This is a genomic window from Halalkalibacter wakoensis JCM 9140 (assembly GCF_000513095.1).
Lineage (GTDB): Bacteria > Bacillota > Bacilli > Bacillales > Bacillaceae_D > Halalkalibacter > Halalkalibacter wakoensis.
The window spans coordinates 1-19795 of record NZ_BAUT01000055.1 but is presented as its reverse complement, the minus strand read 5'-3'; the positions used below and the strand labels follow the sequence as shown (position 1 = coordinate 19795).

16 protein-coding genes, 4 pseudogenes and 1 riboswitch are annotated in these 19795 nt (G+C 40.6%); of the genes and pseudogenes, 2 read left to right on the top strand and 18 right to left on the bottom strand.

The window, feature by feature from the left end; all coding sequences use genetic code 11:
* Window positions 1-336 precede the first annotated feature (336 nt).
* The 3 genes and pseudogenes from JCM9140_RS16470 to JCM9140_RS16460 all read right to left on the bottom strand — a co-directional run bounded on the left by JCM9140_RS16470 (window position 337) and on the right by JCM9140_RS16460 (window position 3526).
* Window positions 337-656 (bottom strand): annotated as a pseudogene (locus tag JCM9140_RS16470) (YerC/YecD family TrpR-related protein).
* A 14-nt stretch (window positions 657-670) separates the two neighbouring features.
* A complete protein-coding gene (locus JCM9140_RS16465) occupies window positions 671-1729 on the bottom strand; it encodes a DUF3048 domain-containing protein (protein ID WP_162232208.1) in 1059 nt (352 codons plus the stop codon).
* Window positions 1730-1788: 59 nt separating this feature from the next.
* A pseudogene (locus tag JCM9140_RS16460) lies at window positions 1789-3526 on the bottom strand (adenine deaminase C-terminal domain-containing protein).
* 134 nt (window positions 3527-3660) lie between these two features.
* Between JCM9140_RS16460 and JCM9140_RS16455 the strand changes: the two are divergent.
* Both JCM9140_RS16455 and JCM9140_RS25265 read left to right on the top strand, forming a co-directional pair.
* The gene (locus JCM9140_RS16455) at window positions 3661-3921 is read left to right on the top strand and encodes a YgaP family membrane protein (protein ID WP_034748991.1); all 261 of its coding nucleotides are present in this window, start codon (window positions 3661-3663) and stop codon (window positions 3919-3921) included.
* Between the two features lie 67 nt (window positions 3922-3988).
* On the top strand, window positions 3989-4099 hold the full coding sequence (locus JCM9140_RS25265) for an EYxxD motif small membrane protein (RefSeq protein ID WP_369384441.1): 111 nt from the start codon (window positions 3989-3991) through the stop codon (window positions 4097-4099).
* Here JCM9140_RS25265 and purD read toward each other — a convergent pair.
* The 15 genes and pseudogenes from purD to JCM9140_RS16380 all read right to left on the bottom strand — a co-directional run bounded on the left by purD (window position 4074) and on the right by JCM9140_RS16380 (window position 19306).
* The gene (purD, locus tag JCM9140_RS16450; RefSeq protein WP_034748988.1) at window positions 4074-5345 is read right to left on the bottom strand and encodes a phosphoribosylamine--glycine ligase; all 1272 of its coding nucleotides are present in this window, start codon (window positions 5343-5345) and stop codon (window positions 4074-4076) included. The two genes, JCM9140_RS25265 and purD, sit on opposite strands and share 26 nt — an antisense overlap.
* Window positions 5346-5364: 19 nt before the next feature.
* On the bottom strand, window positions 5365-6903 hold the full coding sequence (gene purH, locus JCM9140_RS16445) for a bifunctional phosphoribosylaminoimidazolecarboxamide formyltransferase/IMP cyclohydrolase (RefSeq protein WP_034748985.1): 1539 nt from the start codon (window positions 6901-6903) through the stop codon (window positions 5365-5367).
* A 3-nt stretch (window positions 6904-6906) separates the two neighbouring features.
* Window positions 6907-7488, bottom strand: coding sequence for a phosphoribosylglycinamide formyltransferase (gene purN / locus JCM9140_RS16440; protein WP_034748982.1), 582 nt, complete (start codon window positions 7486-7488; stop codon window positions 6907-6909).
* Entirely contained in the window at window positions 7488-8522 is a 1035-nt protein-coding gene (gene purM / locus JCM9140_RS16435; protein WP_034748979.1) for a phosphoribosylformylglycinamidine cyclo-ligase, read from the bottom strand. Before purM ends, purN begins: the two co-directional genes overlap by 1 nt.
* 19 nt (window positions 8523-8541) lie before the next feature.
* A complete protein-coding gene (gene purF, locus JCM9140_RS16430) occupies window positions 8542-9954 on the bottom strand; it encodes an amidophosphoribosyltransferase (protein ID WP_034748976.1) in 1413 nt (470 codons plus the stop codon).
* The gene (gene purL, locus JCM9140_RS16425; protein ID WP_034748974.1) at window positions 9930-12152 is read right to left on the bottom strand and encodes a phosphoribosylformylglycinamidine synthase subunit PurL; all 2223 of its coding nucleotides are present in this window, start codon (window positions 12150-12152) and stop codon (window positions 9930-9932) included. The genes purF and purL overlap by 25 nt, the downstream gene beginning before the upstream one ends.
* The gene (gene purQ / locus JCM9140_RS16420; RefSeq protein ID WP_034748970.1) at window positions 12136-12819 is read right to left on the bottom strand and encodes a phosphoribosylformylglycinamidine synthase subunit PurQ; all 684 of its coding nucleotides are present in this window, start codon (window positions 12817-12819) and stop codon (window positions 12136-12138) included. The genes purL and purQ overlap by 17 nt, the downstream gene beginning before the upstream one ends.
* Window positions 12816-13067 (bottom strand): phosphoribosylformylglycinamidine synthase subunit PurS, encoded by a 252-nt coding sequence (gene purS / locus JCM9140_RS16415; RefSeq protein ID WP_034748968.1) that lies wholly within the window; start codon window positions 13065-13067, stop codon window positions 12816-12818. Before purS ends, purQ begins: the two co-directional genes overlap by 4 nt.
* A pseudogene (purC, locus tag JCM9140_RS16410) lies at window positions 13063-13777 on the bottom strand (phosphoribosylaminoimidazolesuccinocarboxamide synthase); the annotation flags it as partial. The pseudogene purC and the gene purS, both read right to left, overlap by 5 nt.
* Window positions 13778-14074: 297 nt before the next feature.
* Window positions 14075-15373, bottom strand: a complete 1299-nt coding sequence (gene purB / locus JCM9140_RS16405) for an adenylosuccinate lyase (RefSeq protein ID WP_034748962.1) — start codon at window positions 15371-15373, stop codon at window positions 14075-14077.
* 44 nt (window positions 15374-15417) lie between these two features.
* Window positions 15418-16548 carry a 5-(carboxyamino)imidazole ribonucleotide synthase gene (gene purK, locus JCM9140_RS16400; RefSeq protein WP_034748959.1) on the bottom strand — a complete coding sequence of 377 codons (1131 nt, stop codon included), beginning with the start codon at window positions 16546-16548 and terminating at the stop codon, window positions 15418-15420.
* A complete protein-coding gene (gene purE / locus JCM9140_RS16395) occupies window positions 16545-17030 on the bottom strand; it encodes a 5-(carboxyamino)imidazole ribonucleotide mutase (protein WP_034748957.1) in 486 nt (161 codons plus the stop codon). Before purE ends, purK begins: the two co-directional genes overlap by 4 nt.
* Window positions 17031-17165: 135 nt before the next feature.
* Window positions 17166-17267: riboswitch (purine riboswitch) on the bottom strand.
* 77 nt (window positions 17268-17344) lie between these two features.
* Window positions 17345-17554: an NETI motif-containing protein gene (locus JCM9140_RS16390; protein WP_081727736.1), complete on the bottom strand. Its 210-nt coding sequence runs from the start codon at window positions 17552-17554 to the stop codon at window positions 17345-17347.
* 95 nt (window positions 17555-17649) lie between these two features.
* The gene (locus tag JCM9140_RS16385) at window positions 17650-18210 is read right to left on the bottom strand and encodes an isoprenylcysteine carboxyl methyltransferase family protein (RefSeq protein ID WP_034748952.1); all 561 of its coding nucleotides are present in this window, start codon (window positions 18208-18210) and stop codon (window positions 17650-17652) included.
* Window positions 18210-19306: pseudogene (locus JCM9140_RS16380) on the bottom strand (type III polyketide synthase). The gene JCM9140_RS16385 and the pseudogene JCM9140_RS16380 overlap by 1 nt, the downstream one beginning before the upstream one ends.
* Window positions 19307-19795: the final 489 nt, after the last annotated feature.

Sequence of the window (19795 nt, the reverse complement as noted above, 5' to 3'; positions counted from 1 at the left end):
CTATACTTCCTTTCTTTTTTCACACTCGTCCTCGCTTATTCACTTGCTAACTGTCCGAACTTCTACTCTCTTCGGACTCGTTCTCTCTTATTAGCTTGTTAACTGTCCGAACTCCGCCTCCCTTCGGACTCATTTTCTCTTGTTTGCTTGCTAACTGTCCGAACTCCGCCTCCCTTCGGACTCATTTTCTCTTGTTAGCTTGCTAACTGTCCAAACTCCGCCTCCCTTCGGACTCGTTCTGCCCTTTTAACTTATTAGTTGTCCGAACTTCCACTCCCTACGCACTTTTTCTCGGCACTCTTACAAAAAAAAAACCACAGGGGTTCCTGTGGTTTTCTACTCTTTCACTTCTTCTACTTCTTCTTGTTCCTTCACACGATCTAACGTCATTTTGTATCCATCATTGCCATAATTCAAACAACGTTTCACACGAGAAATCGTTGCCGTACTTGCCCCTGTTTCAGTCTCGATCTTATGGTAAGTGAAACCATTTTGAAGCATTCGAGCAACCTCTAGACGCTGTGCTAGTGATTGAATTTCATTAATCGTACAAAGGTCATCAAAAAACTCATAGCACTCTTCAAGATCTTTCAAAGAGAGAGAATCGCCTTAAATAATTGATCAAGTTCTTTGCCACGTAATTTATCTATTTGCATTTGTACCAACCTTTCTAGGAAACCGTTTCTTCAATGGTAAGGGCATCTTCCAGACCTGGTGATGTCGGAACAACATTGATCCAAGTGCTACCTGGTTTTAGTTTAACTGGCTCTCCATCTAATACTGGTATGATTTGGCCATTACGACTTTCCCATTCTACCTCATTCATAATCCCACTTTGAAAAAGAACTGCTTTCCCACCTGAAGTTAGGTCAATCGCACGACGTCCTTGGTTATCTAATACTGTATGCTCCGTTTCTACAACAAGGATATTCGATAGTTGAATCGGTTCACTTGTCACATCTTCAACGGTTTGTTGATTATTATTAAAACGGTTATAAAACCCCGTTGAATCATCATAAACATATTGTATAAGATTATTCCCTAAATAATTCACTTCAAATTTTTTAGCTTCATTTCCAACAATATGTATATCCTCATGCTCATAAAAAGCTAAAGTAGGTACTTCTCCTGTAATATCATATCCTTTTTCATCAACAAACCCATCTACAATATCCTTATACGTTGTATACGAGTTATGAGGTGCTTTTCGTTCAGTGGATCTTTGGAAAAGAGTCCCATCGTAAGCCATACCATTAATATTATCAACTTGCCCAGCCTGTAATAGCTTTTGTGCAGCCGGACTATAGCCATGCGCTACAAGCATTCCATTAAAACCTTTTACTAAATTCACGTGGTACTCTCTTGCACTTCTTACAGGTCCTATTCGTTCCGGAAATTGACTTTGGTAAAGAGCAACTAAACGAGTAATGGTTCCTTCTGCTAAGATCTCATACACAAGATCAGCTTGGCTAAGGCCAGATTGAGGCCTCGCTGCAGGATCATTGTTAATTAACACACTAACAATACGATGATTGCTCTCTTCTTCTGTCTCCATTCCACTAAGAGGATATGTATAAGAAGGAGGAGAAACCTCCTCCTCTTTCTCTTCTACTTCTTCCGTTAATTCGGTATCATCTGTTTCAATAACTTGCTCATTATTATCACTGCACCCTGCTGTTACCGCTAACAAGAAAGCAACCATAAGGGAAGCACTTATTTTCCTTTTCATCATTACACAACCTTTTATCATTTACCTCATTAAACCATGAACGTATTCTCGTTTCTAGTTTAACGCATAATCGCAGGAAAGAGTACAGTTTTCTTTTTCACATCATAAATTCCTCTTTGTGTGATTCGAATATATGGAAGATGAGTAGATGAAAAGAACCCTAAGCTATAGATAGGATCTTCATATTTGTACCCACGTTCTCGTAATAAGGCAACAAATTTCTTTTCCTCTTCCATAACACCTTCCATGCTTTTCGTTGATAAGGACCCAAATAATTCAAGTTCCATCTTTCCAATGACTTTCCCCTCTTCAACTAACGTCATTCCTCCACCTTGCTCCTTTAACGCTCTAAAGCCGATACCATGTCAGTCACGTTTTTCCCAATTAGAATAACATCCCCTGTATTCGAGAAGGAACTCGCAAATCCAGACACATGTGTCGCAAAGCCTTTAATCATCGTTGCAATATGCCATTTTCCTGATTTATCAATCATCACAAAGAAACTTTCGTCATGGTTCGTACTAAGAACTTTATTCGTACTTTCAATGGGAATTTGGTATGGTTTCAAAATAACGGAATTCATCATTTCGATACCCATAGCCATAGAAAAACTTAAATCTTCTTCCGTTATATCCCAATCGATACGATATGGTTCGATCCCGTAATTGCTCCAATCAAATTCACCAAATTCATCAATGTGTTCCCCGTCTCTTACAATCCACTTTCCTTTCGCAATCACACTACTTGGTAATGGATTATGAATGTCCTCCAAAATATTCAAATGAGCAACACGACCTGGAGCAATCATCCAAGCTTGTGGTCCATATGATAGTATTTAGCTACATTGTAGCTTGCCATTGCATAGGCGTCGATCGGGTCTAGTCCACTTTCTAACGCAATTTTAATCAGATGATCCATAACACCTTCTTCGTAAAACGAAGGTGGTGATCCATCTGTTGTCATTAAGCATCGATCAAAATAATCGACTCCAAGCTCCTGCATCTCTTTTAACAACTTAGGTAAATCAGGTCGGATGGATGAATGACGTAAAGATGTCGTATAGCCCAAATCCAAACGTCTCACCGCTTCTTCACCTGTCATAGCTTCATGATCACATGTCACACCTAAAAGAGCCATTGATGCTAATGTTTTTTCGGAAGCACCAGGCAAATGGCCTTCAATTGGTTTGCGTAATCGTGTTGTTTCTTGCATCAAGTGCAAAGTTGAATCATCACCCTCTAATACTTTAGGCCAAGAAGTTAACTCCCCACCTTGAACGACAAGGGGATGCTCTAGCCATTCCTTCATCTTTGAATTGGATAATGGCTCTTCATCTCTCAACTCTGTTTGGGCATCATATCTTGACCACCAATACATTGAAGCTGGTGATTGATCAAGGGCCTCAATTAAAGTAAGCGCTTTCTTTTTTTCGAGGTGCAAAAAAAACATCATATTATCATTGATCAATGTCGTTGTTCCTCTTCCAGACGCATACTTCGCAAAGCTATGGGGATTATAAAGTTGAAAAGGGTGAGCATGATGCTCTATATATCCAGGTACAATTAATTTGTTTTTACAATCAACCATTTCTGTACCTTTATCTTCCGCAGGCATTTCGTTACCTACGTAAACGATTCGGTCACCAGCGATCCATATGTTAGCTGTTAGCCACTTACGACGTGCAAAGTTTAAATATGTTGCATTTCGGAGGACAAGAGAAGGAGCTTTTTCTCCTTTTACTACAGCAACTTGCTGACGTAATCGTTGTTTTGTCCAGCGGTAAAGTCTCTCAGTCATCCTGTCATCACCCATTTCATCAATTCCTATTTTTCTAATCGTACCACAAAAACGGTGTACAACTCACTAGATTGTTACATCTTTTAACAAAAAATTATTGCAACATTGACAAACATGTGAAAGGTGGATCCATAATGAAACCAAATATTGGCCGCGTTGATGCTTTATGTCGTATAACTATGGGCTTTACGGTGCTTGCTTGGTCTACCTCGAAACTTGTGAAAAGACCTAACGATACTGTTCCACTATTTGCAGCCGTTTGTGGAGGTATGAAAGTTGCAGAAGGGATTACACGTTTCTGTCCATTAACGTTTATGGTTGAACAAAAAGTGGATAGCATTCAAGATCACACAACTAGTAACCAGGAGTTCCCAGGACAGGAATATTCAAAATAAGAAAATAAACCGTATAAGATCATACGTGATCTTATACGGTTTATGATACATTTTAGGAGGTTCTAACATGTTGAACATTCAAGAATATGCAACAGACTCTCTTTTTATTTACATTATGATTATCGGGAGTATCGTTGCCCTCATCTATTTGTTCATGAGGAAGAGACGCGCGAAATAGCTCGGTGTCCAATATCCGTGCGATAAAACAAACCGTCCTTGCTTACTTTACTTACTTGTTCATAAACACGTTGTTGCGCTTCTAGCAATGACGCTTTTTTTGTGGCAACAAATAATACACGTCCACCATTCGTTTTCCACTTGCCCTCTTCTTTTTTTGTTCCCGCATGGAAAACCATAATATCCTCATCCAGCTGATCCAAGCCTTCAATGACGGTTCCTTTTTTATACGAACCAGGATACCCTTCACTTGCTAACACAATGCCTAACACTTCCTCCTCTGACCACTCTAGAGTAGGAACTTTGTCATCTAAAAGCGTTGTGTACACCTCAACAAGGTCAGAATTTAAGCGTGGCAAAACAACCTGTGTTTCCGGATCGCCAAAACGAGTGTTAAACTCAATCACTTTAGGCCCAGCAGAAGTCATCATTAACCCAGCATAAAGAATTCCGGTAAAAGGGGTTCCCTCTTTAATCAGTGCATCGGCTGTTGGCTGCAGGACTTTTTCAACCGCTTCTCTCACATCTTCACTTGAGAATTGAGGAACTGGCGAATAAGCACCCATGCCGCCTGTGTTCGGTCCTTGATCACCGTCTAGTGCTCGTTTATGATCTTGCGCACCAATCATCGGAATAACCGTGCTGTTACGAACAAATGCCATTAAAGAAAGCTCTTCCCCTTCTAAATATTCCTCAATGACCACTTGTGCGCTTGCTTCGCCAAACTTCAAGTCTTTCAGCATAGAAGCTAGCGCATCAATCGCTTCTTCTTCTGTTATTGCGACAACAACACCTTTTCCAGCTGCTAACCCGTCCGCTTTAATGACGATTGGAGCTCCTTGCTCTTTTACGTAGGCAACCGCTTCGTCATAATTCGTAAACGTTTCATAGCTTCCTGTAGGGATGTTGTATTTTTTCATAATTGACTTCGCAAAGGATTTGCTACCTTCTAACATTGCTGCTTCTTTTCTTGGTCCAAAAATACGAAGACCTTCTTCTTCAAAGCGATCTACAACACCACCAAGCAACGGAACTTCAGGACCAACAATCGTTAACCCAATTTCTTCTTCCTTCGCAAATGCAACGAGTTCATCAAAGTTGTTTTCATTTATGTTTACAAGTGTTGCGACATCAACCATTCCATCATTACCTGGGGCAACAAACACATCCGTCACTTGTTTGCTTTGAGCTACTTTCCAAGCAATGGCGTGTTCACGACCGCCGCTTCCAATAATAAGAACTTTCATTCGAACACTCCTCATTTCCTTAGTGTTTAAAGTGTCTTACTCCTGTCATCACCATTGCAATGCCATATTTATTCGCCATTTCAATGGATTCGTCATCACGAATGGAACCACCTGGCTGAATAATAGCCGTTACGCCAGCTTTTCCTGCAAGCTCAACCGTATCTCCCATTGGGAAGAAAGCATCAGAGCCCATAACAGCTCCTTCAATACGCTCACTTGCTTGGTTAATCGCAATATCAGCTGCACCAACACGGTTCATTTGACCTGCTCCCACACCAACGGTCATTTGACCATTTGCCAGGACAATCGCGTTCGATTTAACGTGCTTCACGACTTTCCAAGCAACTTTAAGAGCTTCCCACTCAGCGTCTGTTGGCTTGCGGTCAGTTGGAATGGAGATCGATGCATCATCTAATCCGTAATGATCTTCATCTTGTACAAGAAGTCCGCCATGAATGGATGTTAGCATTGCTTCTGGCTGCTCTTGCTTGCTCATTGGTACTGTTAACAAACGAAGGTTTTTCTTTGCCGTTAAAACCGTTAAGGCTTCTTGTGTAAATGAAGGAGCAATAATGATTTCAAGGAAAATGTCTTTCATTTTCACGGCAGTTGCCTCGTCAATTTCTCGGTTTGCTGCTACAATCCCACCAAAGATGGAAACAGGGTCTGCCTCATAAGCGCGTCCATAAGCTTGTTCAATCGAATCACCTGTCCCAACTCCACAAGGATTCATATGTTTCACTGCAACAACAGCTGGCTCATCAAACTCTTTTACAATAGCAAGAGCCGCGTCTGCATCATGAATATTGTTATAAGAAAGCTCTTTTCCATGCAATTGTACAGCACTTGCAATCGAACTTTCATCCGCTAGTGGCTTTTGGTAAAACGTTGCCTTCTGATGAGGATTTTCTCCGTAACGAAGACCTTGCTTACGCTCATATGTTACCGTAAACGTTTCAGGTTCTGCTTCGCCGACTGCTTCTGTTAAATATTCCGCAATAAGTGCATCATAAGCCGCTGTATGTCTAAATACTTTTGCTGCTAATTTTCGTTTCGTATCCAATGAAACCTGTTGCTCATTTGAAAGTTCTTCAATGACCGTTTGATAATCTACAGGATCGACAACAACCGTTACATGTTGATGGTTCTTTGCCGCAGCACGAAGCATACTCGGTCCACCGATATCAATGTTTTCAATCGCATCCTCAAACGTACAATCAGGCTTCGCAATTGTTTCTTTAAATGGATAAAGATTCACAACCACTAAATCAATGGGTGAAATGTTGTGCTCAGCAAGCTGCTTTTGATGCTCCTCGCGCTCTCTCATCGCAAGCAAACCGCTATGTATATTCGGATGAAGTGTTTTTACTCGTCCATCTAGAATTTCCGGAAAGCCTGTTACGTCTGAAATCCCGATAACCGGAACGCCAGCATCTTGTAAAGATTTCTTTGTTCCTCCTGTAGAAACCACTTCAAACCCTTGCTCAACAAGTGCTAGAACAAATTCTACAATGCCTTCCTTATTTGAAACACTGACTAATGCTCTTCTTTTACTCATGAATTACCCAACCTCTTTCGCTCGATCTATGATCATTTGAATCGTTTTCGGATATAGTTTGTGTTCAACATTTTGAATCTTTTTTTGCAATGAATCAACGGTATCATTTTCTTCAATTCGAACAGGTTCTTGCGTAATGATTTCGCCCGTATCCATACCAGCATCGACATAATGAATGGTAACTCCTGTGATTTTCACTTTGGCGTTAAAAGCTTGTCCAATTGCATCTAAACCTGGGAAAGAAGGAAGCAAAGAAGGATGAATGTTTACAATCCTTCCTTCATAGGCACTTAACAATGTCGTTCCGACTAATCTCATGTATCCTGCAAGTACGACCAACTCTACGTCTTTCTTCCTTAATTCCAAGATTAAATGCTTTTCAAAGTCAGCTTTTGACTCAAACTGTTTTGGATCAGCAATCACATATGGAATATGATACATTGTTGCTCGATCAATCACTTTTGCTTTTGGTTTATCTGTAATAATGACAGCAACTTCAGCATCAAGATCACCCTGTTGTGTTGCTCGAACAATCGCTTCAGCGTTCGTCCCGCTTCCTGATGCAAAAATAGCAAGCTTCGTCATCACTCAATGCCTCCAATAGTAACACCATTTCCTTCTTCAACACGACCAATCACAAAAGCAGATTCTCCACTTTCTTCAAGCGTACGAAGAACATCAACATGGTCTGCCTCCGGAACAACAACCACCATACCAATTCCCATATTAAACGTTGAGAAAAGCTCTTTATCTGTTAGCTCACCATACTTTTGAAGAAGATTGAAAATAGCAGGAACTGGCCAAGATCCATTCTCAATCTTTACTTGAACACCTTCTGGTAACATACGTGGAATGTTTTCAAAAAATCCTCCGCCCGTAATATGGGCCATTCCATGAACGGTATGTTTTTTCAAGCACTCAAGAAGCGGTTTTACGTAAATTTTCGTTGGAGTTAAAAGCTCTTCTCCCAATGTTTTGCCAAGTTCCTCCACTTGATCTGTTAAGGCGAAGGAATGGTCTTGCAAAAAGATTTTTCGAACAAGAGAAAACCCATTACTATGCAATCCACTAGAAGAAAGACCAATGACAACATCTCCAGCTTGAATGTTCTCACCTGTAACAATGTTCTTCTTCTCGACTGCTCCCACTGCAAAACCTGCTAGATCATATTCATCTTCACTATACATCCCAGGCATTTCAGCTGTTTCTCCACCAACTAGGGCACATCCAGCTTGCACGCAGCCATCCGCAACCCCTTTAACAATGGCTTCTAATCGTTCTGGTACAGCTTTTCCACAGGCAATGTAATCTAGAAAATAAAGAGGCTCTGCTCCTTGAACAACAATATCGTTTACACACATCGCAACGGCATCAACACCAATCGTATCGTGTTGATCCATCATGAAAGCAAGCATTAGTTTTGTCCCAACTCCATCAGTTCCTGAAACAAGTACAGGCTCTTTAAGACCTAATGTAGATAGATCAAACATTCCTCCAAAGCCACCAAGTGACCCCATCACTCCAGCACGTTCTGTTCTATTTACATGACTCTTCATGCGCTCAACTGCTTCATATCCTGCTTCAAGACTGACTCCTGCTTTTTTGTAAGCTTCTGACATTCTCCCTGCTCCCTTCCCTTTAAACCTTTGCGTATGGATGTAACGTATCTGGGTATATCTCTGTTGGATATTCTCCCGTAAAGCATGCTAAACATTGGCCACAGTTTGATGTCTCATCCGAACGGCCAATTCCTTTTTTCAAACCATCTACTGATAAAAATGCTAGAGAGTCGGCTCCCATCATTTCACGCATTTCTTCAATTGAGTGATTGGCAGCGATTAATTCACCCGAATTGGATGTATCAATTCCGTAAAAACAAGGATTCTTTATAGGCGGCGAACTAATACGAACATGTACTTCTTTCGCTCCTGCTTCTCGTAACATGTTCACAATTCGTCTACTCGTTGTACCGCGTACGATAGAATCATCAATCATGACAACTCGTTTGCCTTCAACAACTCCGCGTACAGCTGATAGCTTCATTTTCACCCCTTGCTCACGTAATTCCTGAGAAGGTTGAATGAACGTACGCCCAACATAACGGTTTTTGATCATCCCTAATTCATAAGGAATTCCGGTTTGCTCGGCATATCCAATTGCTGCTGAAATACTTGAATCCGGCACTCCAGTTACAACATCTGCTTCAATTGGTGATTCAATCGCTAATTGTTTACCTAAATTTTTTCTAGATGTGTGAACATTGATTTCATCGACATTGCTATCTGGTCTAGCAAAATAGACATATTCCATGCTACAGATTGCTCTTGTAGCTGAACCTGAAAATCTAGTTGAACGAAGACCTTCATCATCAATAATCACAAGCTCACCAGGTTCAACTTCTCTTTCATACGTCGCACCAATTAAATCAAATGCACATGTTTCAGATGCAATCACATACGCATCTCCAAGTCTTCCAATTGATAACGGACGCAACCCATTTGGATCTAGAGCAACCATTAGCTGCTTTTCGTTTAAAACGGCTAGCGCATAAGCACCTTTTAACATCTCAAGTGCATTACGCAATTGTCCTTCTAACGTGTTATACCCACTTCGTTTAATTAAATGAGCGACAACCTCTGTATCGGAAGTGGACTGAAAAATACTTCCTTGACTCTCGAGTTGGTGCTTCATGCTATTGGCGTTAACTAAATTTCCGTTGTGGGCAATTGCTAAACTACCCATTTGAGAACGGAAGAGAAGGGGTTGCACATTGGCAAATCCCCCTCCTCCTGCCGTTGCATAACGAACATGACCAATCGCTGCATGGCCAGTCAACTGTGCAAAATCATCAGGGCTAAACACATCATTTACAAGTCCTAATCCTTTGTGAACCTTTAAATGTTCTCCATCTGTTACAACAATTCCAGCGCCTTCTTGACCTCGATGTTGCAAACTGTGAAGACCGTAATAAGTGAGGTGAGCTGCATCTTTATGTCCCCAGATGGCAAACACACCGCATTCTTCATTTAGGCCTTTGATTTCAGCAAACATGGAATGGCTCCTTTCCAAGCCTTAACGATCTCATCCTGAGTTGCAGCTAGGATGACACCTTCCTTATTTTTGATTTCAAGAGTGGTAGAACCTGTTACTTCCCCAATACGTGTTGCAGATACCGCTTGTTCGAATTGCTCTGCTTTATCACTTGGTACCGTTACAATGAAACGAGATTGAGATTCTGCAAATAAAGCAGCTGTTGTTTCCCCTTCAAGCATTACGGTAGCGCCAACCTCACCAGATGTCATAGATTCTGCTAACGCAATCGCTACTCCACCTTCAGCCACATCATGAGCTGATGCAACAAGGCCAGAACGAATGGCAGTTAGAAGTTGCTTTTGAAGTCTTTTCTCTAATTCCAAATCTAATGTAGGTGCTTTTCCTGAAATATCACCTTCAACAAGCTTTTGTAATTCACTTCCACCAAACTCAGGCTTTGTTTCTCCAACAAGATAGATCACATCTCCAGCTTTTTTAAAGCTTTGTGTTGTAATGTGATCGATATCTTCAATTAGACCAACCATCCCAATAACTGGTGTTGGATAAATCGCGACACCGGCTGTTTCGTTGTAAAGAGAAACGTTTCCACCGATTACTGGTGTTTCAAGAACACGACAAGCTTCACTCATTCCGTCCGTTGATTTTTCAAGTTGCCAGAAGATTTCAGGCTTATCAGGGCTGCCGTAGTTTAAACCGTCTGTTAATCCTAGTGGAACTCCACCGGAACAAACGACGTTACGCGCTGCTTCAGCAACAGCAATCTGACCGCCTACTTCAGGGTCAAGATAGAGATAGCGAGAGTTACAATCTGTTGTCATTGCAAGAGCTTTTCTCGTCCCACGAATACGAACAACCGCAGCGTCAGAACCTGGCTCAACAACTGTATTTGTTTGAACCATATAATCATATTGATCATAAACCCATTCCTTACTTGCAATCGTAGGTTGAGCTAATAGTTTTAACAATGTTTCTTTATAATCTTCAACAGCAGGTGTTCTTTCTTCTTGCTGTTGGAATGTTTCATAATAAGCTGGAACGCTAGATGGCTTATGGTAAACCGGTGCTTCTTCTGCTAATGCATCAACTGGAAGATCCGCAACCACTTCACCTTTATGAAGAAGACGAAGGCGCTTGTCATCTGTTACATGACCAACTTCAGCAGATAATAATCCCCAACGATCAAAGATTTCTTTAATTTCTTGCTCACGGCCTTTTTTCACAACGATTAACATACGCTCTTGAGACTCAGAAAGCATCATTTCATAAGGAGTCATTCCTTGCTCACGTTGTGGAACAAGATCTAAGTTCATTTCAATTCCAGAACCAGCTTTACTAGCCATCTCTGCAGATGAAGATGTCAGCCCAGCTGCACCCATGTCTTGAATTCCAACAAGAGCATCATTTTGGATAAGCTCTAAACAAGCTTCAAGTAACAACTTCTCCATGAAAGGATCTCCAACTTGTACCGCTGGACGCTTCTCATCTGAATCTTCACCTAATTCTTCAGAAGCGAACGTCGCACCGTGAATCCCGTCACGACCCGTGCTAGCACCAACGTACATAACTGTGTTGCCGACACCTTTTGCTTGTCCTTTTTGAATGTCTTTATGGTCAATTAAACCAACGCACATTGCATTTACTAATGGGTTACCTTCATAGCAAGGATCAAATTGAATTTCTCCTCCTACTGTTGGAACGCCCATACAGTTCCCGTAACCTGCAATTCCTGCTACTACTTCTTCAAATAAGTAGCGTACACGCGGAGATGTTAGTTCTCCAAAACGGAGTGAATTTAATAGAGAAATTGGACGAGCTCCCATTGAGAATACATCACGAAGAATTCCACCTACACCTGTTGCTGCCCCTTGATACGGTTCAATTGCTGATGGGTGGTTATGGCTTTCTACCTTAAACACAACCGCTTGTTCATCACCAATATCGATAATGCCAGCACCTTCACCAGGTCCTTGTAATACTCGCTCTCCTTCAGTCGGAAACTTTTTCAGAAGCACTTTAGAATTTTTATAACTACAATGCTCTGACCACATAACCGAGAACAAACCTGTTTCTGTCCAGTTCGGTGTACGACCAATGATTTCCTCAACCATAGCAAATTCCTCATCAGTTAAGCCCATTTCGCGGTATAGCTTTTCCTCTTTCACACGCTCAGCTGTTGGTTCAAGAAGTAGTGACATGAGATTCCCTCCAATTTCTTACGATCGATTGAAATAAACGTAAACCATCTTCGCCGCCAAGTAATGACTCCACAGCACGTTCAGGATGCGGCATCATTCCTAGAACATTTCCACGCTCGTTTGTAATACCAGCAATATCGGCTTTAGAACCATTAATTGCTTGATCATAACGGAATACGATTTGATTATTCGCTTCTAACTTTTCTAGTGTCTTTTCATCACATTCGTAGTTGCCTTCACCGTGTGCAACAGGAACTGTAATAATTTCTCCTTTTTTGTAACCTGTTGTAAACAATGTTTCATTGTTTTCAACTTTTAATTCAGCCGGACGGCAAATGAATTTTAAGCCGTCATTACGCTTCATCGCACCTGGAAGAAGTCCTAATTCAAGAAGCATTTGAAATCCGTTACAAACGCCTAAAACTGGCTTTCCTTCTTCAGCAAACTTCTTTACCGCGTCCATAATAGGTGAGAAGCAAGCAATCGCACCTGAACGAAGGTAATCACCGTACGAAAATCCACCTGGTAAAAGAACTCCATCAAAGCCTTCTAAAGATGTTTCATCATGACGAACATACGCAACTTCTTCTTGTAAGGCATCTTGAATGGCAAAAAACATGTCCGAGTCACAGTTGGAACCAGGAAAAACAATTACTGCAAACTTCATGAAGGAACAACCTCCTCGATTTCAAAACGATAATCCTCAATTACGGTATTCGCTAAAAGTTTTGAACACATTTCATCAATACGCTGTTCAACGTTATCTGTACTGTTTACTGTAAGCTCCATGTATTTCCCGATACGAACTTCTTCTACTTCTTTGTATTCCATTGTGTGAAGAGCACGTTTTACTGCTCCTCCTTGTGGGTCTAGAACACTTTCTCTTAACGTAACGAATACTTTTACTTTGTACATGATGCGCCTCCTAAGCGTGATAAAATTTCTTGATAACCTTCTTGTAAGCTTCCTAGATTTCTTCTGAATAGATCTTTGTCAAAACGTTGATTTGTCTCTTTATCCCATAATCGGCACGTATCTGGTGAAATTTCATCTGCGAGTAAAATCTCTCCATTGCTTGTACGACCAAACTCTAATTTAAAATCAATTAAACGTACGTTCATATTTTCAAATAACTTAATCAAATGTTTGTTTACTTCTAAGGCATTTTCTCTTAGCACAATTAAGTCATTACTTGATGCAGCTTTTAAGATCGCGATATGATCTTCTGTCACAAGAGGATCCCCTAGCGCATCATCTTTGTAGTAGAATTCCACAATTGGTTGCTCAAGTGGTGTACCTTCTTCGATTCCTAAACGCTTTGCCATACTTCCAGCGACTACATTCCGAACAACAACTTCTAAAGGAATAATCTCTACCTTTTTCACTAACTGTTCTGTTTCGGATAGTCTTTTAATAAAATGACTATCAACACCATTTTCTTGCAGATAAGAAAAAATGAGTGAGGTAATTTCATTATTCAATCTTGCTTTTCCAGTTAACGTTTCTTTCTTTTCCCCATTAAATGCTGTTGCATCATCTTTATATGCTACCCAAAGCTCGTTCTCAATAGCTGTTTGATAGATTTGCTTTGCTTTTCCTTCATATAGCAAAACGCCTTTTTCCATGTTAGGACCTCCAAAAACTGAAATATTGGAATTTTTTATATAGACTGTTTTTACATACTTAGTTTTTATGGTAACGTACTCGTCACACGTTCGTTCCATTGCGCTGCAGCCACTCGCTTTCCGCGGGGAGGTGCCGAGCCTCCTCGGCTGCGCCTGTGGGGTCTCGCCCCTACCTCTTCATCCCGCAGGAGTCGAGTGACTTCCGCTCCATTTCACTATGAGCTTAACCTCTCTTCACAGCGACAACCTTATGAAAACAACCTTTATATAAAAGAGGAAGTATACCCTCTTTCTCGATTAATCTTCTAATCCAACTCTTGCAAAAATCGTACTTACATGCTTCATATGATGCTCGTAATTGAAGCACTCTTCTATTTCATCTGGAGTTAGGACATTTGTAATTTTTTCTTCCCCTTCAACCAACTCACGGAACTGAATTCCTTTTTCCCATGCTTCCATTGCTTTTGGTTGAACTAAATCATAAGCCTCTTCACGTACCATTCCTTTATCAATCAACGTTAGAAGTACGCGTTGAGAATAAATGAGCCCATAAGTGCGAGTCATGTTACGCTTCATGTTCTCTGGGAATACCGTCAAATTCTTAATGATATTTCCAAATCGGTTTAACATGTAATTTAACGCAATCGTTGCATCTGGTAGGATAATTCGCTCTGCCGATGAATGAGAAATATCACGTTCGTGCCATAATGGAACATTCTCATAGGCAGTCATCATGTACCCACGAATCACACGCGCTAATCCGGTCATGTTTTCTGAACCAATTGGATTACGTTTATGTGGCATAGCAGATGAACCTTTTTGACCTTTTGCAAAGAACTCTTCTACTTCTCTTGTTTCACTCTTTTGTAAACCACGAACTTCAACGGCAAACTTTTCAATCGAAGTAGCAATTAAAGCTAAAGCTGCTAAGTAATCAGCATGGCGGTCACGTTGCAATGTTTGCGTTGAAATTGGCGCTGCTTCAAGACCAAGCTTTTTACAAACAAACGCTTCAATCGATGGATCAATATTAGCAAACGTTCCAACTGCTCCTGAAAGCTTTCCAACTCGAACGCCTTCTGCCGCTTGCTTGAAACGCTCAAGGTTACGCTTCATTTCCTCATACCATAAAGCTAGTTTCAAACCAAACGTTGTCGGCTCTGCATGAACACCATGAGTACGTCCCATCATAATCGTATATTTATGTTCTTTTGCTTTGTTTCCTAAAATTTCAATAAAACGCTCAATGTCATTCAGAAGAATGTCATTTGCTTGTTTTAATAAATAAGATAAAGCCGTATCCACTACGTCTGTTGATGTTAATCCGTAATGAACCCATTTTCTTTCTTCCCCTAATGTTTCAGATACAGCACGAGTAAACGCTACAACATCATGACGAGTCTCAAGCTCAATTTCATTAATACGATTGATATCAAAGCTTGCATGTTCACGGATTTTCTTTACATCTTCTTTTGGAATTTCCCCAAGTTCAGCCCAAGCTTCACAAGCAACGATTTCTACTTCCAACCAAGCTTGAAATTTATTTTCCTCTGTCCAAATAGCTCCCATTTCAGGGCGAGTGTAACGTTCGATCATAGTAACCTTCAGCCTCCGCTTTTCTTATTTAGTACCTTATTTATTTAAAGGACATTAACCCGTTGCAGGCTCTCAATCTTCTCACACGCTTCTTCGATTGAGTCAGCCGTTGCTGTTAGATGGCCCATTTTTCGCTTTACTTTAGCTTCTTTCTTTCCATATAAGTGAAGTTTAACATCATCCAATCTCGAAATCGATTGAAGAACGGCTTCTAGATCTTCACCTAAAATGTTCTCCATCACAACCGGTGACCAAAGCTCCGTTGATCCGAGTGGTAATCCACATACTGCGCGAATGTGTTGTTCAAATTGAGATGTCTTACATGCTTCAATGGTATAATGACCAGAATTATGTGGCCTTGGCGCAAGTTCGTTGGCATATAATCTGCCATCCTTAAGCATAAAAAGTTCTACAGCCAGTGTTCCTACAACATCTAACCCAGTGACAATTTTTAACGCCATCTCTTTCGCACGTTCACACACAGCATCATCAATCCTTGCCGGAACGTGTGAGCGGAAAAGAATATTGTCTCGATGTTCATTTTCCGAAACCGGAAAAACGGCTGTTTCTCCATTTCGTGAGCGTGTCACAATAACTGAAAGCTCTAATGAAAAAGGAATCCAAGCTTCTAACACGCACTCACCGTGCTTTATTAATTCTTCAGCTGCTTGTCTGAGTTCCTTTTCATCCTTTACCACTCGTTGACCTTTACCGTCATATCCACCACGACATGTTTTTAAGACAGCTGGAAATCCTATTTTCGTAGCAGCTTCTTCTACATCTTCTATCGAAACAATGGCATGAAAAGGTGCAACAGGGATCCCTAACGATTGGATTGCTTCTTTTTCTTTCAGACGGTGTTGAGTCGTTCCTAACACTTTTGACCCTTGTGGAAAATCCGTCTGTTCAGCTAACCAATTGGCTGTTTCTTCATCTATGTTTTCAAATTCATACGTAATAACATCTGCAACTTCAGCAAGTTTTTTAGCACCTTCTAGATCGTCGTATGCTGCCTCAATGACAATGTCAGCAACTTGTCCACATGGAGAGTCTTCGGTTGGTTCAAGAACTGCAATGCGGTAACCCATTTGCTTAGCAGCTGTTGCCATCATTCTTCCTAATTGTCCACCACCAATAATTCCGATTGTATCTCCTGGTGAGACCATTCGACTCATAGTTGATCACTACTTTCTAAAACGGTTTGCTTCGTAAGTTCTCTTCTTGCTTCAAGTCTGTTAGCCACTTCGGGTTCAAACGATCCAAGGATTTGAGCTGCAAGTAACCCTGCATTCGTAGCACCTGCTTTTCCAATTGCAACTGTCGCAACAGGAACCCCACCTGGCATTTGAACAATAGATAATAATGAGTCAAGACCTTGTAATGCTTTTGACTGAACAGGTACACCGATAACTGGTAATGTTGTTTTAGCTGCTACCATGCCTGGTAAATGCGCCGCTCCACCAGCACCTGCGATAATGACTTTTAAGCCTTTCTCTCTAGCTTGTTCAGCATATTCAAACATTAAATCCGGAGTCCTATGAGCTGAAACAACCTTCTTTTCATAAGCAATCTCTAATTCTTCTAACACATCACATGCAGCTTTCATGGTTTCCCAATCAGAAGTACTTCCCATGATGACGCCAATTTTCGGATTCATTGCCTCTCCCCCACTCTTATCTAGTCTCTTTAAGTGCTTTTGGCATAAAAAAACGCAGAACAACTTTCTTATCTACTCATTAAGAGAAAGGAAGCTGCTTCTGCGCTTATTAAGGAAACAGAGAAAGAATTCTCGGTATCTCCCACTTTCCCTCATAGTCCGACAATTTAAGGTAGTCAGGTAGAAACTTATGGACCATATCTCCAAGATTATATGAGGCGTATTTTCGCTTTTCGTTCTATCACTTACGTATATCTTACAAGCATACGGCGTTACTGTCAACAAAATGTCGAACGTTTAAAAATGTCAGACTTTTATTGTTCGCTTTCTACTAAAATCCCCTCAAAGATAATCTTTTGTCGAATTGGGACATATTCTTTCTGAGCATTGATCATTTTTTCTTCAAAAATGGGCTTTTCTATTCGTTTTATTGGCTGATAGCCTTTTTCTTTCATCCGTCCTAGGCAATCTTCTATTGTCTCTGATTCGCCAACCTCAAATTGCTCTTTTCTTTTTTTAGTCAATGTTTTGCCTCCATTCAAAAAATTACCTCTTTATCCATCATATCTTTATTCTTAAAGTGAGATCAAGGCAAAGCATGCTTGGGATCTTTTCATATCTATTCTTCAGGAGAAGGCATAAACCGTTTTCGCTTGTCGAACACTTCTTGATAATTGGTGGCATGCTCCAAAGCCTGTTCTTCAACCTTAATTCGAACAGAAAGAATGAACGCATTCGCAATAGTAAAGACGATCGCTGTCCAGTAAGCTTGAAATATTAATGGTAGGCATGCAAGCTCTGTCACAACAATGGCATAGTTGGGGTGGCGCAAATAACGATAGGGACCTTTCGCAACAACTTTTGCCCCTGGTAACACCATGATCCGTGTATTCCAAAATCGACCAAGTGAGGAAAGAGCCCATATCCGCCCTAATTGTGCAAGGAAAAAGACAATCAGAGGTACAATGGACCATAGCACAAAGCTTCGATCAATTACCGAAACTTCTATTAATAACGAAACAAAAAACAAAGCATGCAAAGCAACAATGTACTTGTAATGTTCTTTCCCTACCTCATATCCCCCTTGACTTTTTATCCAATTTGCATTCCGATTGGCAATTTTCACTTCAACTAGTCTCTGTACAATAACAAGTAAAATAAACACGTAAATGGCAAGCATTAGTGGATCTCCTTCCATTGTAAAAGTACTAATTCCGAACAAAAACCAGGCCCAAGTGCAGCCATTAGACCGTATTCTCCATCTGCATGTTCAGCAAGCATAAATTGTTCTAACACATAGAGCACCGTTGGGGAAGACATATTGCCATGACTCTCAACACTTCTTTCGACACTTCAATCATGCTAGAATCAAGTTCTAATGTTTCTATGTAAGCCTCTAACACCTTTTTTCCACCTGGATGAGCAACAAAGGCAGAAAGGTCCTTTCTGTTGATTTGATTATTTTCAAGAAATGTTGAAACATTAGGACCTAACCAACTTTTTATAATAGAAGGTATATCCCTAGAAAACACAACATGAAGTCCCGTATCTTTTACATCCCATCCCATCACATCTTCAGAAGAAGGCATTAACGTGGATTGGGTTGAAAGAATGGTAGGAGAAACTGGTTTTTGAGTAAGATCACCAAGGTGTGAATCATTTCCTGCAATAAGTGCACATGCCACTCCATCTGCAAATAAAGATGTTCCAACAAGATTGCTTTTAGAGTGATCGTTTTTTTGAAAAGTGAGACTGCATAGTTCTACACAAACAACTAACACATTCTCTTTCGGGAAAGCTGTGCAATATTCGTACGCACGACTAACCCCGGCGGATCCACCTGCACAACCGAGACCCCATAGTGGAATTCTTTTCGTATGAGGGGAAAAAGGCAAATGGTTCATAATCCTAGCATCTAAACTCGGTGTCGACATTCCTGAACTTGAAACAAGAATTATCGCATCAATTTCGCTCTCCTCCACTTTTTCTTTTAAAAAAACCTCATTTTGCAGACAACGTTGGATGGCTTCTACAGAAAAACGAGTTGCTAAATCGATATATAGGTCATTTTTCTGTTTTAACGAATGTTCATCTTTAAACCATTCCATCGGAACAGCAAATTGACGTTCCTCAATCTGCCCATTTGCAAACACCTTCAACAAACGTTCAATATCCTCAAAGCTCTCACTAAAAAGTTCTCTTGCAAATTCTGTGGTCATCTCCTGATTTAATGCATTAGGAGGAGTAAACGTACTGATTGACATAATTGACGGCATAAACTCACCTTACCTAAAAGGAAGATTTTACGTTTAGGTTCACCAAAATTTAGGTTATCATGCACCAGATTAGCTGACTTATTTCTGTAGGTGAGTGCATTAAATAAAAAGCAAACAACACTTTCGAAAAAGGGAGCCAATGAGAAAGAGACGCACTCTTTTTATTAGTCCGCCTTTTCTTTCTGTCTCTTAACAATATCGTTTGACTTGATCGAACAAATAGTGCACCGCATATAATAAATACGTCTTCTAATTTAAATTGAAGAAAAACTGTATGTGATTCAGCTTGTTAAGGCGAATTGATCGGGTGGGGTGGGTAGAGGTTATGGATGGAAGTTGATGTTTAAACAGATTTCTGACTTTTTATTTTCTCCGGTTTGAGTAGGGAGGCTTTTTCGGACATGTTCATTATCTATTCTCTCAATTTTGTCTGAAGCGGTGCTTCTTCGGACAACTTTCTCCCTTTCTCTTTCATTTCTGTCAGAAGGG

Excerpts from the sequence above, each read along its gene's own strand:
- purE (WP_034748957.1), bottom strand. The coding sequence starts at position 17,030 with ATGAATCCGAAAATTGGCGTCATCATGGGAAGTACTTCTGATTGGGAA.
- purQ (WP_034748970.1), bottom strand. The coding sequence starts at position 12,819 with ATGAAGTTTGCAGTAATTGTTTTTCCTGGTTCCAACTGTGACTCGGAC.
- purM (WP_034748979.1), bottom strand. The coding sequence starts at position 8,522 with ATGTCAGAAGCTTACAAAAAAGCAGGAGTCAGTCTTGAAGCAGGATAT.
- JCM9140_RS16385 (WP_034748952.1), bottom strand. The coding sequence starts at position 18,210 with ATGCTTGCCATTTACGTGTTTATTTTACTTGTTATTGTACAGAGACTA.
- purF (WP_034748976.1), bottom strand. The coding sequence starts at position 9,954 with ATGTTTGCTGAAATCAAAGGCCTAAATGAAGAATGCGGTGTGTTTGCC.
- purH (WP_034748985.1), bottom strand. The coding sequence starts at position 6,903 with ATGAGTAAAAGAAGAGCATTAGTCAGTGTTTCAAATAAGGAAGGCATT.
- purD (WP_034748988.1), bottom strand. The coding sequence starts at position 5,345 with ATGAAAGTTCTTATTATTGGAAGCGGCGGTCGTGAACACGCCATTGCT.
- JCM9140_RS16465 (WP_162232208.1), bottom strand. The coding sequence starts at position 1,729 with ATGAAAAGGAAAATAAGTGCTTCCCTTATGGTTGCTTTCTTGTTAGCG.
- JCM9140_RS25265 (WP_369384441.1), top strand. The coding sequence starts at position 3,989 with ATGTTGAACATTCAAGAATATGCAACAGACTCTCTTTTTATTTACATT.
- JCM9140_RS16455 (WP_034748991.1), top strand. The coding sequence starts at position 3,661 with ATGAAACCAAATATTGGCCGCGTTGATGCTTTATGTCGTATAACTATG.
- purS (WP_034748968.1), bottom strand. The coding sequence starts at position 13,067 with ATGTACAAAGTAAAAGTATTCGTTACGTTAAGAGAAAGTGTTCTAGAC.
- purB (WP_034748962.1), bottom strand. The coding sequence starts at position 15,373 with ATGATCGAACGTTACACTCGCCCTGAAATGGGAGCTATTTGGACAGAG.
- purN (WP_034748982.1), bottom strand. The coding sequence starts at position 7,488 with ATGACGAAGCTTGCTATTTTTGCATCAGGAAGCGGGACGAACGCTGAA.
- purL (WP_034748974.1), bottom strand. The coding sequence starts at position 12,152 with ATGTCACTACTTCTTGAACCAACAGCTGAGCGTGTGAAAGAGGAAAAG.
- purK (WP_034748959.1), bottom strand. The coding sequence starts at position 16,548 with ATGAGTCGAATGGTCTCACCAGGAGATACAATCGGAATTATTGGTGGT.